Here is a 14,010-nt window from a genome sequence, read left to right as displayed (position 1 = left end):
GGACTGATGGCGCCGCGCGGGCCGGTTCGATCCGCGCAGCCGGGGACGCATCAGCGCTTGCGGCCCGGCTGCTGTTTCTTCCAGTATTCGAACGGCTCTTCGTGGCATTCGATATCGAGTTCGGCGACCCGCGCATGCAGGCGTTCCTGCGCGTCGGCGATCGCGAGGTTGTAGATCGCCGGTGCGATCTCCTGAATGAAGAAATGGAGCAGCGCGCCGGCCTGGATGTTGCCGATCGGCTCGTCCATGTTTTCCGTGAAATAACGTTGCAGCGACGTGATCGCGCGGTCGCGCACGTCCTTGTCGAGTTCGATGGTCATCGGATTCCTTCGCGTGCTGTGACGCGGAGCCGGCGCTCCGCCTGATACGGTTGCCGCCCGCCGGGGCGGACATGTTGCGATCCGTCATGACGACGCGCGCGGCAATTCGCCGTCCGCCGATGCGGCGGCCCGGCAATGCGATACTGCCATGGCCGGCCGTTTGCGGCATTGTCCGTCCGGCCAACGCCGTGGCGGCCGCGGGGTGCGTTAGAATTCCCGTCTTACACAACGATTTTCCAAGTCCTCCCATGCTCGACATCCAGTTGCTGCGCAAAGACCTCGACGGCGTCGCCAAGCGCCTCGCCGATCGCGGCTACACCCTCGACGTCGCCGCGTTCTCCGCACTCGAAGCGGAACGCCGTGCGATCCAGACCCACACCGAAGAGCTCCAGGCGCGCCGCAACAGCTTGTCGAAGCAGATCGGCGCGATGAAGGGGAAGGGCGAGGACACGTCGGCCGTGATGGCCGAGGTCGGCGGGATCGGCGACGAAATGAAGGCGTCGGAAGCCAGGCTCGGCGACATCCAGGCGCGCCTGTCCGAGCTGATGCTGGGCATGCCGAACGTCGCGCACGAAAGCGTGCCGGTCGGCAAGGACGAAGCCGACAACGTCGAGGTGCGCCGCTGGGGCACGCCGCGCCAGTTCGACTTCGCGGTGAAGGATCACGTCGACGTCGGCACGCCGCTCGGCCTCGATTTCGAGACGGGCGCGAAGCTCGCCGGCGCGCGCTTCACGATGCTGCGCGGCCCGATCGCGCGCCTGCATCGCGCACTCGCGCAGTTCATGATCGACACGCACACGCAGCAGCACGGCTATACCGAAACGTACACGCCGTACATCGTGAACCCGGAGATCCTGTACGGCACGGGCCAACTGCCGAAGTTCGCGGACGACATGTTCCGCGTCGAGAAGGGCGGCGAGGAGAACAAGGTCACGCAATACCTGATCTCCACGTCCGAGATTTCGCTGACGAACACCGTGCGCGAATCGATCGTCGACGCATCCGCGCTGCCGATCAAGCTCACCGCGCATTCCCCGTGCTTCCGCTCGGAAGCCGGGTCGTACGGCCGCGACACGCGCGGGATGATCCGTCAGCACCAGTTCGACAAGGTCGAGATGGTGCAGGTCGTCGCGCCCGAAACGTCGTATGCGGCGCTCGACGAGATGGTCGGCCACGCGGAAGCGATCCTGCAGAAGCTCGGCCTGCCGTACCGCGTGATCACGCTCTGCACGGGCGACATGGGCTTCTCGGCCGCGAAGACGTTCGACCTCGAGGTGTGGCTGCCCGCGCAGAACACCTATCGCGAAATCTCGAGCTGCTCGAACACCGAGGCGTTCCAGGCGCGCCGGATGCAGGCGCGGTTCCGCAACGCACAGGGCAAGCCCGAACTCGTGCACACGCTGAACGGTTCGGGTCTGGCGGTCGGCCGGACGCTCGTCGCGGTGCTGGAGAACTACCAGAACGCGGACGGCTCGGTCACGGTGCCGGAAGTGCTGCGTCCGTACATGGGCGGCATGGAGCGTATCGACGCGCCGGCGCAGGCGTCGTAACGCGGCCGTTCGGCGCCTTCGCAAAAAATTTGCAAAAAGGGCTTGTCGGCCACGAAGAGATCGTCTTATAATCTTTTTCTCGCGGAAACGACCAGCCGCGAAATGCAGTAAGGAAGGAGAGGTGGCAGAGTGGTCGAATGTACCTGACTCGAAATCAGGCGTACGGTTTCCCCGTACCGTGGGTTCGAATCCCACCCTCTCCGCCAAAATACGAAGCCCCTTGATCCGGAAGGATCAAGGGGTTTTTCGTTTTAGATCGCCGGTGCAATGTGCCGATTGCCGATGCAGTGACAGCGGGCCGGCTACCGGCGCATCGACCGTTTCAAGCAGTGCCCGCCGGTTTCTACACCGTCCCCACCGAACCCTCACGCCGCAGCCGGATACTGCGCCAGCACCTTGTCGCGGATCGACGGCTTGATGTTCGATTGCGCCATGTCGCCGCGATAGTGCGCGACGACACGCGGGTTCATCACGCGATACCAGAGCGGCGGCACGTACGCGAGCAGGATCATCGTCGCGTAGCCGGCCGGCAATTGCGGCGCATCGTCGAAGTGGCGCAGCGCCTGGTACGAGCGCGTCGGATTCGCGTGATGGTCGGCGTGTCGCTGCAACTGGTACAGGAACAGGTTCGTGACGACGTGATTGCTGTTCCACGAATGCTGCGGCGTGCAGCGTTCGTAGCGGCCGCTCGGCAGCTTGCGGCGGCCGAGCCCGTAGTGCTCGACGTAGTTCACCACTTCGAGCAGCGAAGCGCCGTAGACGGCCTGGATCACGAGGAACGGGATCACGATCTTGCCGGCCATCGCGATCGCGATGCCCCATACGATCGCGGTCATCGCCCACGCGTGCAGCACTTCGTTGCGCCACGTCCAAGGCGAACGCCCGAGGCGCTCGAGGCGGGTTTTTTCGAGTCGCCATGCCGAGCGGATGCTGCCCGTCACCGTGCGCGGCAGGAACGCCCAGAACGATTCGCCATAGCGCGCGCTCGCCGGGTCCTCGGCGGTCGCGACGCGCACGTGATGGCCGCGGTTGTGCTCGACGTAGAAGTGGCCGTACGCGACCGGTGCGAGCGTGATCTTCGCGAGCCAGCGTTCGAAGCGGTCGGTCTTGTGCCCGAGCTCGTGCGCGGTATTGATCGAGATGCCCGTCGCGGCGCCGAGCGACAGCGCGAAGCCGACATAGTCGTACCAAGCGAGCGCGTGCGTGCCGACGATCCACACGCACATGAAGAACGCGACGTATTCGACGAAAGTCGCGAGATAGACGATGTACCGGTAATAGCGCTCGCGTTCGAGATGCGGCACGACGGCTTCGGGTGGATTGTCGCGATCGTCGCCGATGAGCGTGTCGAGAATCGGGATCACGCCGAACGCGAACAGCGGACCGAACCACCAGAACACATGGAAGCCCGTCGACAGCGCGAGCTGCGCGGCGAGGATCGGCAGCGTGATCGTCAGCGCGCCGAGCAGCCACAGGTAACGCTTGCCATCCGACCAGCCCGAAGCCGATCCGTCGGTCGTTGCCATTGTCTCCCTCCAGCCGGCCGGCCCGCAGGCGGCCGCATGCAAGATCTTCGAATCCTCGTGGTCCGCGACGCGCGCGGCGGCCCCCGGATCGTCGCCCGGATCTGCCTGTTATACGACCGGCGTGCGCGCTTGCCAAACCCCCGCGCTAGGCGTGACGCTCCAAACGCCGGAGCATGCACCACGCGCGTATCGAAGCGCCCAGGCGCGCCGATTGAAACATGCAGGTAGGGGCGAATCTGTCCGTGGGTTGGCGCGTTCGTCAGATGAATGGCCCGGCGCGTGATGCGCGCATGCCGATGTGATGCGGCGGCAACAAATGTTGCATCGCAATAAAAAGGCCAGCGAAGTATTGCTGCAGCGCGTGTTTCGTTTGCTTGTATTACGTCGCATTACGGCCGCGGCAAGGCAATGCAACGCGGCTCGAAACCGGGGGGCCGCGCATCGCAAGGAGAACGAGGCGAAGCGCTGGATCACGACAGCACATTTACCGTCCAACAATCTGCGCCGATGCGCCGATGCTGCACGTGCACACCGATCGGTGCGGGTCGTCGCCGATGACCTCCGCCGCCTTTCGATCCGCGCCGCCGTTTGAAAATTACGATTTGACTCATGCCCCGCTTTCGGTTGAAGCTACTAGCTTGCTGTCCGAAGGGGGCTGTGCCTGCATGAGTTCGACCTTGACCGTTCGTCGTATCGCTGCCGATCAGGGCGGCGTGTATCGCGAACTCCGCGCTGCATCGCTGCGTGAGCCCTACGCGCCCGGCGAAGCGCCGGAGGCCGAATTGCTGACCGTCGAAACGGACGCAGCGTCGGCGATCGCCGCGCAGCGCGCCGTGTCCGACGAGTCGACGACTTTCCTGCTGTACACCGAAGGCCATCCGGCCGGCATGATCGGCGCGTATTTCGACAACACGCCCGATCGGCGCGCGTTCGTCAGCGAACTGTGGGTCGCGCATGCGGTGCGTCACCTGCGCGGTGGCGTGCTGCTGCTGGAGACGGCCACTGCATGGCTCGCCGAGCGCGGCGCCACCGACGTCTACGCGTGGATCGCCGATGCGAACCGCAACGCGATCCGTTTCTACGAGCGTGCGGGTTTCGGCAACACCGGCGAACATGCGCCGATCGCGCGGATGCCCGGCGCGATGAAATCGCTGTTCGTGTCGCAGGTAAAGCACTGACGCTGTCCCGACACGCCAGCCGGGCGGCGCGATGACAGCGCGATCGGCCGCTGGCCTGCCCGCCTGCCGGTTGCGCGTCCGCCCGGGCCGCCGCAACCCCGAGTCCCAAAAATAATGGCCGCACGCGTGGACGCCTGTAAAATACGCAAAAAATTTTTGCAGAGTGTCCATGTCGCTTAAAAAATCGCCATTCTTCGAGCTGCGCAGCGGATCGGTCGATACGTTGCTGTTCACCGTGAAGACGACCGATCTCGATGCGTTGCGTGCCGAACTGGTCAAGCGCTTCGAAGCGACTCCCGAGTTTTTTGCCGACGATGTCGTCGCGATCGACGTCCGCCGCCTGGCTGACGGCGAACGCGTCGCGCTCGCGGACATCCGCCAGATGCTGAACGACGTGCGGATGCGTCCGGTGGGCGTCGTCGCGCTGGCCACGCAGGGCTGGGCGGGGGAAGCCGGCCTGCCGTTGCTGGAGGCGCGCGATCGCCGCGCGCCGGCCGCGAAACCTGCCGACGAAGCGGAACCGGCGGCCGTGCCAGCCGTCGACACCGCCGCCGCCGGGGAAGCCGAAGCGGCGCCCGAACAGTCGCCGGAACCCGCGCCGGCGCTCGGGCAAGCCGGTGCGCAGACGCTGGTGATCGACCGGCCGTTGCGTTCGGGGCAGCAGATTTACGCGAAAGGGGACCTCGTGGTGCTCGCGCCGGTCAGTCACGGCGCGGAGATCATCGCGGAAGGCAATATTCATATCTACGCGCCGTTGCGCGGCCGTGCACTCGCCGGCGTGCACGGCAATCACGACGCGCGCATTTTCTGCACGTGTCTCGAACCGGAACTGATTTCGATCGCGGGTATCTATCGAACCACCGAGAACCCGCTGCCCGCCGACGTACTGGGCAAATCGGTGCAGATCCGGCTCGAAGAGGAAAAACTGATGATCGAACCGCTGCGCCTGACGTAATTCACGCGGTGCGCTCCGGGTCGATCGGCTCTCATTGACGAACACAGGGTATTGGGTAAATGGCAAAAATCATCGTGGTGACCTCGGGCAAGGGCGGCGTGGGCAAGACGACGACGAGCGCGAGCTTCGCGTCGGGTCTCGCGCTGCGCGGCCACAAGACGGCCGTGATCGACTTCGACGTCGGCCTGCGCAACCTCGATCTCATCATGGGCTGCGAGCGTCGCGTCGTGTATGACCTCGTGAACGTGATCCAGGGCGAAGCGAACCTGAACCAGGCGCTGATCAAGGACAAGAAGTGCGAGAACCTGTTCATCCTGCCGGCGTCGCAGACGCGCGACAAGGATGCGCTGACGCGCGACGGCGTCGAGAAGGTGCTGAACGACCTCGTCGCGATGGACTTCGAATACATCGTCTGCGATTCGCCGGCCGGTATCGAAGCCGGCGCGCTGCACGCGATGTACTTCGCGGACGAAGCGCTGATCGTCACGAACCCGGAAGTGTCGTCGGTGCGCGATTCGGATCGCATTCTCGGCATCCTGTCGTCGAAGACGAAGCGCGCGACGGAAGGCAAGGAGCCGATCAAGGAACACCTGCTGATCACGCGTTACAGCCCGAAGCGCGTGAGCGAAGGCGAGATGCTGTCGCTCGAGGACATCAGCGAGATCCTGCGCATCAAGCTGATCGGCGTGGTGCCCGAGTCGGAAGCCGTGCTGCACGCATCGAACCAGGGTCTGCCGGCCGTGCATATCGACGGTACCGACGTCGCCGAAGCGTACAAGGACGTCGTCGCCCGCTTTCTCGGCGAGGACAAGCCGCTGCGCTTCACCGATTACCAGAAGCCGGGCCTGCTGCAGCGCCTCTTCGGCAGCAAGTAACGGAGGCCGCCCATGTCCATCCTTTCGTTTCTCCTCGGCGAGAAGAAGAAGTCCGCATCGGTCGCGAAGGAGCGCCTGCAGCTCATCATCGCGCACGAGCGGGTCGGCGGCCGGCCGCCGGCCGATTACCTGCCGGCGCTGCAGAAGGAACTCGTCGCGGTCATCTCGAAGTACGTCCATATTTCGGACGATGACATCCGCGTGAGCCTCGAGCGCCAGGACGATCTCGAAGTCCTCGAAGTGAAGATCGAGATTCCGCAAGCCTGACGCTTGCGCGTGTCCCTCCGCACGGCGGCGCCCGCCGCCGTGCGCGTCTTACGCCCTGTTGCACTTTCGGGCACGCCGTAACACGGCGCCTGTCGGCCGTCATCCCCCGTCGCGCATTGAACGAATACGCTCGCGTAACTTGTTCAACCAGGAGGTTGTGATGGCTGTCTCTACCGTTTCACGTCGTCTCGTTTCGCTCGCGCTGTTCGCCGCGGGCCTGTCAGCCGTCGTCGCGCCGTTTGCCGCGCATGCGGACGAAATTCTCGTCGGCACGCCCGTGATCGCGCCGCAGGGGCGCATGGTCATCGCCGAGCCGGTCGCCGTGCGTACCGAGGAAGTCGTCGTCGTCGCGCCGAATGCGCCGCCGCCCGTGCGCTACGAGGTCGTGCCGGCCACGCGCGTGGGCTACGTGTGGGAGCGCGGGCACTGGCGCTGGGATCATGGCCGCTACGTGTGGATCGGCGGTCACTGGGAAACCGAACGCGTCGGCATGCACTGGGTGCCGGGCCACTGGGATCAGCGCGGCCCGAACTGGTTCTGGACGCGTGGCCACTGGGCTTGAGGCAGGCGTGCGATGAAAAGAACCGCAATCGCCATCGCGCTCGTCGCGATCACGCTGGCCGGGTGCATCGTCGTGCCGGCGCGGCCGGTCTACTACCGGCCGGCGCCCGTCGTGATCTATTGAGTGTCGCGCGGGCCGGGTTGGGCCGGGGCGTCTGCGCCGGTCGCAGCCGGCGGCCCGGTATCGTCCGACGCCGGTGTCGGCGCGGCGCGGTCGGCCGCCGCCGCGGCGGCCGGCTCGTCGCCGCCTTCGTCGCGCAGCGTATCGAGCGGGTCGGCGGGGGCCGCGTTTTCATCCTGGGGTTCGGCAACGTTGCTCGCGGTGGCTGCCGTCGCTGCAGCGGCCGCGACGGGAGGCGCGAGATAGCGCTGCGCAAGCGTTTCGTAGAGCGGCGGCGCGAAAAAGCGCGAGACCCGGCTCGATACCAGCGCGGTCGCCATCAGCGAAATCACGAGCGCATGCCCGTTGATCATTTCCATCACGATCACGAACGACGTGATCGGCGACTGCGTGACGGCCGCCAGATAGCCGACCATCGCGAGTGCGATCAGCATCGGCAGGCTCATGTTGCTGAACACGGCGTGCAGCAGGTTGCCGAAGCCGGCACCGATCGACAGCGACGGCGCGAAGATCCCGCCCGGGATGCCCGGCAGGTACGACGCGACCATCGACACCATCTTCAGGAACGGATAGAACACCGACAGTTGCTGACTGCCGTCGAGCAGGCCGCGCGCCTCGGCGTAGCCGCTACCGAACGTCGTGCCGCCGGATACGAGCCCCACGACGGCGATCACGAAGCCGCACAGCGCGGCGAACCTGATCGGCCGCTCGCGATACAGGCCCAGCAGTTGCGCGGGCAGCCAGCGCCCCGTGTTGAGCAGCAGCCAGCAGAACAGGCCGCCCGCGATGCCCGTCACGATCGCGGTGACCAGCACCGCCACCGCCAGCAGTTTCGGGAAATGGAGGCCGGTGTTGATCGTGCCGAAATACGTGTAGTTGCCGTTCAGCCCGAGCGCGACGACGCCGGCGAGGATGATCGCGGTGATCAGTACGCCGCTGGCGCGCGCGGAGAAGCTGCGGGTCAGTTCCTCGATCGCGAACACGATGCCGGCGAGCGGCGTATTGAACGCGGCCGACAGACCGGCCGCCGCGCCGGCCAATACGAGCTGGCGTTCGATCTGCGCGTTCGAGCGCGGGTAGAAGCGCCGCAGGTTGAACATCAGCGCCGCGCCGACCTGCACGGTCGGCCCTTCGCGGCCGATCGTGAAGCCGCCGAGGATGCCGAGGAACGAGATCAGTACCTTGCCGAACAGGATGCGCAGCGTCAGCAAGCGGGCGCCGAACGCGCTCGGCCGCGCATGCAGTGTCGCGATCACCTGCGGGATGCCGCTGCCCTCGGCGCCGCGGAAGAAGCGGCGCGTGATCCATGCCGACAGCGCGGCGATCGCCGGCGTCAGCAGCAGCGGCAGCCACACGGCGTGATCGCGCATCGCGCGGAAAGTCTCGTAGCCCCAGTCGATCAACCGGGCGTACAGAACGGCCGCGAGCCCGACGACGATCGCCCCGAGCCAGAAGACACCATATTGGCGCCAGATTCGCAGCGAGCGGCGGGTGAGGGCGGGAAACAGCGCGGGAAGGGCGGGGCGCGGCATTGGCTCGGGCCGGAGGGCAAAGAGGGAATTATAAAAAGAACCGGATGCCAGCGGGACCTCGGAAGCCGGTAGGGAATGACAAAAATCCACAAAAGAGATGCAATTTGTTGCAAATGTAATGCTCGCGTAATGTCTGTACATAGCAACCGTCGTTAGCATGCCGAGATAACCCGTCGAGAACCCCGCCAATCGTGAAACGCATCCTCATCGTGAAAGTGACGTCGCTCGGCGACGTCGTCCAGACGCTGCCTGTCGTCGCCGACCTGCATCGCGCCTTCCCCGGCGTGACGGTCGACTGGGCCGTCGACGAATCGTGCGCGGAGGTCGTACGATGGCATCCGGGCGTGAGCGCCGTCCTGTGCGCGCCGCTGCGCCGCTTCAAGAAAATGCGCAATGTCGGCGACCTGAAGGCGATCTCGGCATCGATCGGTGCGTTGCGTGCGCACCGCTACGATGCGGTCATCGATCTGCACGGCGTCTACAAGAGCGCGATCATTTCGTCGCTGGCGCGCGCCGCGCGCCGTGTCGGCTACCAGACGCAGGATCTTGGCGAAACGGGCGCGCGCTTCGCGTATTCGCATCGTTTCGGCCCGCGGCCGGACTGCGACGCATGGCACGGGATGCGCGTGAGTGCCGGCGAAGCGCTCGGCTACGTGCCCGAAGGGGCTGCCGCGTACGGCATCGTCGCGCCGCAGGACGCGAGCCTGCCCGCGGCCGTGACCGACGGCGGGCCGTTCATGCTGCTGTTCCATGCGACGTCCAACCCCGACAAGAAGTGGCCGGCCGAACACTGGGCCGCCCTTGCCACGGAGATGATGGCGCGCGGCGTGCGCGTCCTGCTGCCGTGGGGATCGGCGGCCGAGCACGACGATGCGCGGGATATCGCCGCTCGTGCGCCGGGCGCGATCGTGTTGCCGGCGATGACGGTGCGTGAACTGGGCGCGGCGCTGGGCCGGGCCGCGCTCGTGGTGGGGGTCGATACGGGGTTCGTGCATATGGCGCACGCATTGCAGCGGCCGACCGTGATGATTTTCGTCGCGACGTCGCGCCACCATTGCGGGATCGGCGGCGCGCCGCACGCGCTGTCGATCGGCGAGCCGGGCGCGATGCCGACCGTCGACGAGGCGCTGGACGCGATCGATACGGTCTGCCCGGCCTACGGCACGTTGCGCGCGCGGTTGTCCGCCTGACGCGGCGCGGCGGCCGTGGTCAGGCCAGCAACATCTCGACCGTGACGACGGCGGCGATGGCCGCCAGATTCGCCAGCAGCGCCTCGAACACGAGGCCGCGCCAGGTCTTCGGCCGGAACCGTAGCGCGAGCAGCAGCGCGCCACCCAGTGCGAGCGCGAGGATCACGACGAGATCGGCATTGGCGAGGCGGATATTCATGGCGGCGGCTCCTGTCGGGGCGGGATATCCGGGCGCGCGACGACGCGCCCAGGATCGAGTATAGAGCGCGCCTGCCGCCGTACAACCCGGGTCGCCCCGGAGGGTCAGACGAGCGACGCGTCGCGCGTTTCGCGCATCAGCAATACGCCGATCAGGCTGATCGCCGCCGCGACCGACACGTAGCCGCCGACCCACGACAGCCCGCCGCGCGCAGCCAGCAGTTGCGCGATATACGGTGCGATCGACGCGCCGAGGATCCCGCCGAGGTTGTATGCGACCCCCGCGCCCGTATAGCGGACGTTGGTCGGGAACAACTCGGGCAGCAGCGCGCCCATCGGCGCGAACGTCACGCCCATCAGGAACAGTTCGATCGTCAGGAACAGCGCGACGAGCGACATCGAGCCGCTGCCGAGCAGCGGCGCCATCGCGAACCCCGACAGCAGCGCGGCGAGCGCGCCGGCGACCAGCACCGGCTTGCGGCCGAAGCGGTCCGACGCCCATGCGGACAGCGGCGTCGCGAGCCCCATGAAGACGACCGCGAAACACAGCAGGCCGAGGAAGCTCTGGCGCGGAATATGCAGCGCCGACACGCCGTACGACAGCGAGAACACCGTCGAGATATAGAACAGCGTGTAGCAGACGACCATCGCGAGCGCGCCGAGCAGCGTGGGCTGCCAGTGCTGCGTGACGAGCGTCGCGACCGGCACGCGCACGCGCTCGTTGCGGTCGAGCGCCGCCTGGAACGCGGGCGTTTCGGTGATCTTGAGCCGCACGTACAGGCCGAGCGCGACGAGCACCGCGCTGACGAGGAACGGGATGCGCCAGCCCCAACTGCGGAACTGCTCGTCGGACAGCGACAGCGCGAGCGCGAAGAACAGCCCGTTCGACATCAGGAACCCGACCGACGGCCCCAGTTGCGGGAACATCCCGAACCAGCCGCGCTTGCCCTGCGGCGCATGCTCGGTCGCGAGCAGCGCCGCGCCGCCCCATTCGCCGCCGAGACCGATCCCCTGGCCGAAACGCAGCACGCACAGCAGCACCGGCGCGAGCGTGCCGATCGCGTCGTAGCCGGGCACGAAGCCGATTGCGGTGGTGGATACGCCCATCACGAGCAGCGAGGCGACGAGCGTCGACTTGCGGCCGATACGGTCGCCGAAGTGTCCGAACAGGAACGAGCCGATCGGGCGCGCGATGAACGCGATGCCGAACGTGACGAATGCGGACAGTGCCTGCGCCGTTGCGGAGCCGTGCGGAAAGAACACGGGGCCGATGACGAGCGCGGCGGCCGTTGCGTACACGTAGAAATCGTAGAACTCGATCGCGGTGCCGATGAAGCTCGCGAACACGATGCGCCGGTGGCTGACGGCGCCGGCCGAACCGGTTGCGCGTGCAACGGCCGGGGGGGATGCGGACATGGATGTCTCCGTTTTGTCGTTGGGGCAGCCGGCTGAGCGTGCGTTCGGCGGGCGACGGCCTGCCGGGCGCTGCCGGGCAAATGATCGATGCGGATGACGCGATGGCGGCGTGGACGCGCGCCGTGGCGCGGACGTCACCCGCCGGTCGACGATGGAGACGGGTACGTCGCCGCCGCCCGGTGCCGGCGTGGTCGGCTCGCTTGCCGGGTGCGGCGCGCGAACGCACGCGCGGCGTGATGGCCGCGCGAGTGCGGAAAATTATAGCCAGCAGCGCCGTGCACCGGCAATCGGGCCGCGGCGGCGCGTCAGTCGATCGACTGCGCCTGCGCGGACGCGGTGCTTTGCAGCTGGAAGTGGCCGTCGTCGTTGAAGAGCCAGCCTTCCATCAGTTCGAGCCGGCCGTTGCCGTCGAGCAGCCGCGACGGCGGCGCCGGCAGCGGCGCCGAGCGGCGCAGCGACGCGAGCGCGAGCGCTTCCGCCTCGCTGTCGCCGTTGCTGCGATAGACGGACGCGTTGATCACGCGGCCGCTGCCATCGACGGTGAAGGCCACGACGACGAGCGAGCGCAGCATGGCCTGCGGCGTGCCGTGCAGCATGCCGGACGGATTGCGCTCGGCGACGCGATGCGCGACCTCGACGCGATACTGGTCGAGCGTGCCGCTGCGTATGACCGACGGAACCGTCAGGACCGAGCGTAGCGACGAAGGCGGCGTGATCGTGCACGCGGCGAGCAGGGCGACGACGGCTAGCGCAGCGACACGCAGCCGGACGACGCGCGGACGGAGAAGGGGGCGCATGACGGGATGGGCGGGAGGGACGATAGAAAAATGATAGGCGTACCGACGCGAGACGATATGGGGGGAAACGCATAGCGCGCGGGATCGGTTGCTGCGATCGCTGATGATGACGGCCGGGCGCTGTGTCGAGCGACGTGCATCGCGCGCGGTGCGTCGCGAGGTGACGCGACATGTGACAGCGTCAGCGATGGACGCGCATGTTGCAAGGTTGAAAGCCGCGGCACGCTGCGATCATCCGGCCGCGCGGCGCGGCCAGCCGATGCGGTGACCTCGACCGGCCTTCCGCGCCATCGCCGGCGATGCTTTCCGGCCGCGTCAGAAGCCGTGCGTCACGAGCGACAGTACCGACAGGTCGGGGTGCGTGCCGTCGATGATGCTCTTGCCGACGTGCACGCCTTCGCGGGTCGCCTCGTCGAGGCTCGCGAAGCTCTCCTCGCCGTCCGCGTGGAACGGCACCGCATGGCCGGGCAGCGCGGGATTCACGCCCGGATGGCACACGTAGCCGGTGTAGGTATAGCGCGTGTCGCTGCCGGGCATCGCGGCCGGCACGACATGGATCTCGAAGCCTTCGTAATCGACGTGGTCCGTCGCGCTCGACAGGTCGGTCATGGCGATCTCCGTGTGCCGCGCGCACGGGTGGCGCGTGCGGCATCGAATACGCGGCGGCGTTTGTCGCCGTGTTGAACGAATTCTAGGTGATGGCGAGCGGGGTGGGGAGGCGTGCGGCGATGCGCGGCGGCATGCGCCCGGGCGCGCGTACCATGCCGATCCGGTGCCGATTCCTGAGCGCGATTGCGTTTGCGTTGGGCGCCGTGGTGTCGGTCGTCCTGCTGCTCCGCCTGCCGCTGCCCGGCGCGCATGCGCGTCCGTCTCGACTGATGAACGTGTCGCGTCGCGACTTCATTACTTGCAGCGCGCGTCCTTGCGCTGCACGACGACGATCACCGGATACTTCTGGCCGTGATCGAGTTCCACGCGCGCGACGACGGTCAGCGTCGCCGGATCGGAATCGTCGTATACGCTGACCTGTTCGTTGCGCAGATAGGTCACGCCGGTGCAGTTCGACGTGCGTCCGTCGTCACCCACCTTGCATTGAAGCTCGTTGTCCTTCAGGTAGTTGTATGGCGACGGGCTCGCGAGGTATTCGCTCAGGCCGCGCGGCGAACCGCCGACGCCGGTCACGTACGCGATCGCACACGATGCTTGCGCGTCGCCGGAGGCGGTGTCGGCCGCCGCATGCGTGCTGACGGCAACCAGCAGCGCGGCGAGCGACGAGACGAGGAAGGGCTTCATGACGTGGAGTTCCCGTTTCGCGAATCGGAGCGCGGGATTGTAACGGCATCCGGCGCGACGTGTCGGCTCGTGCGGGGCGCACGCGGGCGGACAAACAAAAAACCCCGTCATTCTGCGAATGGACGGGGTTCGGCGAATTTCCTGGCGGAAGCGGTGAGATTCGAACTCACGGACAGTTTCCCGTCGCTGGTTTTCAAGACCAGTGCCTTAAACCGCTCGGCCACGCTTCCA

General features: G+C 66.7%; 16 protein-coding genes and 2 tRNA genes. 9 read left to right on the top strand and 9 right to left on the bottom strand.

Features of this window, described 5'->3' with window-relative positions; genetic code table 11:
- Nucleotides 1-50 precede the first annotated feature (50 nt).
- The gene (locus KPB06_RS19985) at nucleotides 51-320 is read right to left on the bottom strand and encodes a DUF2164 domain-containing protein (RefSeq protein ID WP_059574118.1); all 270 of its coding nucleotides are present in this window, start codon (nucleotides 318-320) and stop codon (nucleotides 51-53) included.
- Nucleotides 321-568: 248 nt separating this feature from the next.
- On the opposite strand from KPB06_RS19985, the gene serS reads away from it, so the two are divergent.
- Nucleotides 569-1,870, top strand: a complete 1,302-nt coding sequence (serS, locus tag KPB06_RS19980; protein ID WP_099316164.1) for a serine--tRNA ligase — start codon at nucleotides 569-571, stop codon at nucleotides 1,868-1,870.
- A 115-nt stretch (nucleotides 1,871-1,985) separates the two neighbouring features.
- Nucleotides 1,986-2,076: transfer RNA gene (locus tag KPB06_RS19975), tRNA-Ser, on the top strand.
- Nucleotides 2,077-2,235: 159 nt separating this feature from the next.
- Here KPB06_RS19975 and KPB06_RS19970 read toward each other — a convergent pair.
- The gene (locus KPB06_RS19970; protein ID WP_099316165.1) at nucleotides 2,236-3,396 is read right to left on the bottom strand and encodes an alkane 1-monooxygenase; all 1,161 of its coding nucleotides are present in this window, start codon (nucleotides 3,394-3,396) and stop codon (nucleotides 2,236-2,238) included.
- Nucleotides 3,397-3,712: 316 nt separating this feature from the next.
- On the opposite strand from KPB06_RS19970, the gene KPB06_RS19965 reads away from it, so the two are divergent.
- The 6 genes from KPB06_RS19965 to KPB06_RS19940 all read left to right on the top strand — a co-directional run bounded on the left by KPB06_RS19965 (nucleotide 3,713) and on the right by KPB06_RS19940 (nucleotide 7,233).
- On the top strand, nucleotides 3,713-3,988 hold the full coding sequence (locus tag KPB06_RS19965) for a hypothetical protein (RefSeq protein ID WP_226093717.1): 276 nt from the start codon (nucleotides 3,713-3,715) through the stop codon (nucleotides 3,986-3,988).
- Nucleotides 3,951-4,574: a GNAT family N-acetyltransferase gene (locus tag KPB06_RS19960; protein ID WP_226093718.1), complete on the top strand. Its 624-nt coding sequence runs from the start codon at nucleotides 3,951-3,953 to the stop codon at nucleotides 4,572-4,574. The genes KPB06_RS19965 and KPB06_RS19960 overlap by 38 nt, the downstream gene beginning before the upstream one ends.
- A gap of 169 nt (nucleotides 4,575-4,743) precedes the next feature.
- A complete protein-coding gene (gene minC, locus KPB06_RS19955) occupies nucleotides 4,744-5,529 on the top strand; it encodes a septum site-determining protein MinC (protein ID WP_059574115.1) in 786 nt (261 codons plus the stop codon).
- A gap of 59 nt (nucleotides 5,530-5,588) precedes the next feature.
- The gene (minD, locus tag KPB06_RS19950) at nucleotides 5,589-6,404 is read left to right on the top strand and encodes a septum site-determining protein MinD (protein ID WP_006476635.1); all 816 of its coding nucleotides are present in this window, start codon (nucleotides 5,589-5,591) and stop codon (nucleotides 6,402-6,404) included.
- A 12-nt stretch (nucleotides 6,405-6,416) separates the two neighbouring features.
- Nucleotides 6,417-6,671 (top strand): cell division topological specificity factor MinE, encoded by a 255-nt coding sequence (gene minE, locus KPB06_RS19945; protein ID WP_006476634.1) that lies wholly within the window; start codon nucleotides 6,417-6,419, stop codon nucleotides 6,669-6,671.
- A gap of 160 nt (nucleotides 6,672-6,831) precedes the next feature.
- On the top strand, nucleotides 6,832-7,233 hold the full coding sequence (locus tag KPB06_RS19940) for a YXWGXW repeat-containing protein (protein WP_059574114.1): 402 nt from the start codon (nucleotides 6,832-6,834) through the stop codon (nucleotides 7,231-7,233).
- Nucleotides 7,234-7,349: 116 nt separating this feature from the next.
- On the opposite strand, the gene KPB06_RS19935 is transcribed toward KPB06_RS19940, so the two are convergent.
- Nucleotides 7,350-8,885 carry a chloride channel protein gene (locus KPB06_RS19935; protein ID WP_275906242.1) on the bottom strand — a complete coding sequence of 512 codons (1,536 nt, stop codon included), beginning with the start codon at nucleotides 8,883-8,885 and terminating at the stop codon, nucleotides 7,350-7,352.
- A 191-nt stretch (nucleotides 8,886-9,076) separates the two neighbouring features.
- Between KPB06_RS19935 and waaC the strand changes: the two genes are divergently transcribed.
- A complete protein-coding gene (gene waaC / locus KPB06_RS19930) occupies nucleotides 9,077-10,075 on the top strand; it encodes a lipopolysaccharide heptosyltransferase I (protein ID WP_060965696.1) in 999 nt (332 codons plus the stop codon).
- Nucleotides 10,076-10,094: 19 nt separating this feature from the next.
- Here the strand turns inward: waaC and KPB06_RS19925 are convergent, their stop codons facing one another.
- From KPB06_RS19925 to KPB06_RS19900, 6 genes are all read right to left on the bottom strand, one after another.
- Nucleotides 10,095-10,274, bottom strand: a complete 180-nt coding sequence (locus KPB06_RS19925; RefSeq protein WP_059574111.1) for a hypothetical protein — start codon at nucleotides 10,272-10,274, stop codon at nucleotides 10,095-10,097.
- Between the two features lie 104 nt (nucleotides 10,275-10,378).
- Nucleotides 10,379-11,689 carry an MFS transporter gene (locus tag KPB06_RS19920; protein WP_275906241.1) on the bottom strand — a complete coding sequence of 437 codons (1,311 nt, stop codon included), beginning with the start codon at nucleotides 11,687-11,689 and terminating at the stop codon, nucleotides 10,379-10,381.
- A 305-nt stretch (nucleotides 11,690-11,994) separates the two neighbouring features.
- The gene (locus KPB06_RS19915) at nucleotides 11,995-12,486 is read right to left on the bottom strand and encodes an energy transducer TonB family protein (RefSeq protein ID WP_275906240.1); all 492 of its coding nucleotides are present in this window, start codon (nucleotides 12,484-12,486) and stop codon (nucleotides 11,995-11,997) included.
- A 315-nt stretch (nucleotides 12,487-12,801) separates the two neighbouring features.
- Nucleotides 12,802-13,095, bottom strand: coding sequence for a hypothetical protein (locus tag KPB06_RS19910; protein ID WP_060313063.1), 294 nt, complete (start codon nucleotides 13,093-13,095; stop codon nucleotides 12,802-12,804).
- Between the two features lie 294 nt (nucleotides 13,096-13,389).
- On the bottom strand, nucleotides 13,390-13,779 hold the full coding sequence (locus tag KPB06_RS19905; RefSeq protein ID WP_059638897.1) for a hypothetical protein: 390 nt from the start codon (nucleotides 13,777-13,779) through the stop codon (nucleotides 13,390-13,392).
- 142 nt (nucleotides 13,780-13,921) lie between these two features.
- Nucleotides 13,922-14,009, bottom strand: a tRNA-Ser gene (locus KPB06_RS19900).
- Between the last annotated feature and the right edge of the window lies 1 nt (nucleotide 14,010).

It is taken from the genome of Burkholderia semiarida (assembly GCF_029268935.1).
Taxonomy (GTDB): Bacteria; Pseudomonadota; Gammaproteobacteria; order Burkholderiales; family Burkholderiaceae; genus Burkholderia; species Burkholderia semiarida.
This window is presented reverse-complemented; position numbering and strand designations above follow the sequence as displayed.

Excerpts from the sequence above, each read along its gene's own strand:
- KPB06_RS19925 (WP_059574111.1), bottom strand. The coding sequence starts at position 10,274 with ATGAATATCCGCCTCGCCAATGCCGATCTCGTCGTGATCCTCGCGCTC.
- KPB06_RS19910 (WP_060313063.1), bottom strand. The coding sequence starts at position 13,095 with ATGACCGACCTGTCGAGCGCGACGGACCACGTCGATTACGAAGGCTTC.
- minC (WP_059574115.1), top strand. The coding sequence starts at position 4,744 with ATGTCGCTTAAAAAATCGCCATTCTTCGAGCTGCGCAGCGGATCGGTC.
- KPB06_RS19915 (WP_275906240.1), bottom strand. The coding sequence starts at position 12,486 with ATGCGCCCCCTTCTCCGTCCGCGCGTCGTCCGGCTGCGTGTCGCTGCG.
- KPB06_RS19965 (WP_226093717.1), top strand. The coding sequence starts at position 3,713 with ATGTTGCATCGCAATAAAAAGGCCAGCGAAGTATTGCTGCAGCGCGTG.
- KPB06_RS19960 (WP_226093718.1), top strand. The coding sequence starts at position 3,951 with ATGACCTCCGCCGCCTTTCGATCCGCGCCGCCGTTTGAAAATTACGAT.
- KPB06_RS19920 (WP_275906241.1), bottom strand. The coding sequence starts at position 11,689 with ATGTCCGCATCCCCCCCGGCCGTTGCACGCGCAACCGGTTCGGCCGGC.
- serS (WP_099316164.1), top strand. The coding sequence starts at position 569 with ATGCTCGACATCCAGTTGCTGCGCAAAGACCTCGACGGCGTCGCCAAG.
- minE (WP_006476634.1), top strand. The coding sequence starts at position 6,417 with ATGTCCATCCTTTCGTTTCTCCTCGGCGAGAAGAAGAAGTCCGCATCG.
- KPB06_RS19940 (WP_059574114.1), top strand. The coding sequence starts at position 6,832 with ATGGCTGTCTCTACCGTTTCACGTCGTCTCGTTTCGCTCGCGCTGTTC.
- KPB06_RS19970 (WP_099316165.1), bottom strand. The coding sequence starts at position 3,396 with ATGGCAACGACCGACGGATCGGCTTCGGGCTGGTCGGATGGCAAGCGT.
- KPB06_RS19935 (WP_275906242.1), bottom strand. The coding sequence starts at position 8,885 with ATGCCGCGCCCCGCCCTTCCCGCGCTGTTTCCCGCCCTCACCCGCCGC.
- KPB06_RS19905 (WP_059638897.1), bottom strand. The coding sequence starts at position 13,779 with ATGAAGCCCTTCCTCGTCTCGTCGCTCGCCGCGCTGCTGGTTGCCGTC.
- KPB06_RS19985 (WP_059574118.1), bottom strand. The coding sequence starts at position 320 with ATGACCATCGAACTCGACAAGGACGTGCGCGACCGCGCGATCACGTCG.
- minD (WP_006476635.1), top strand. The coding sequence starts at position 5,589 with ATGGCAAAAATCATCGTGGTGACCTCGGGCAAGGGCGGCGTGGGCAAG.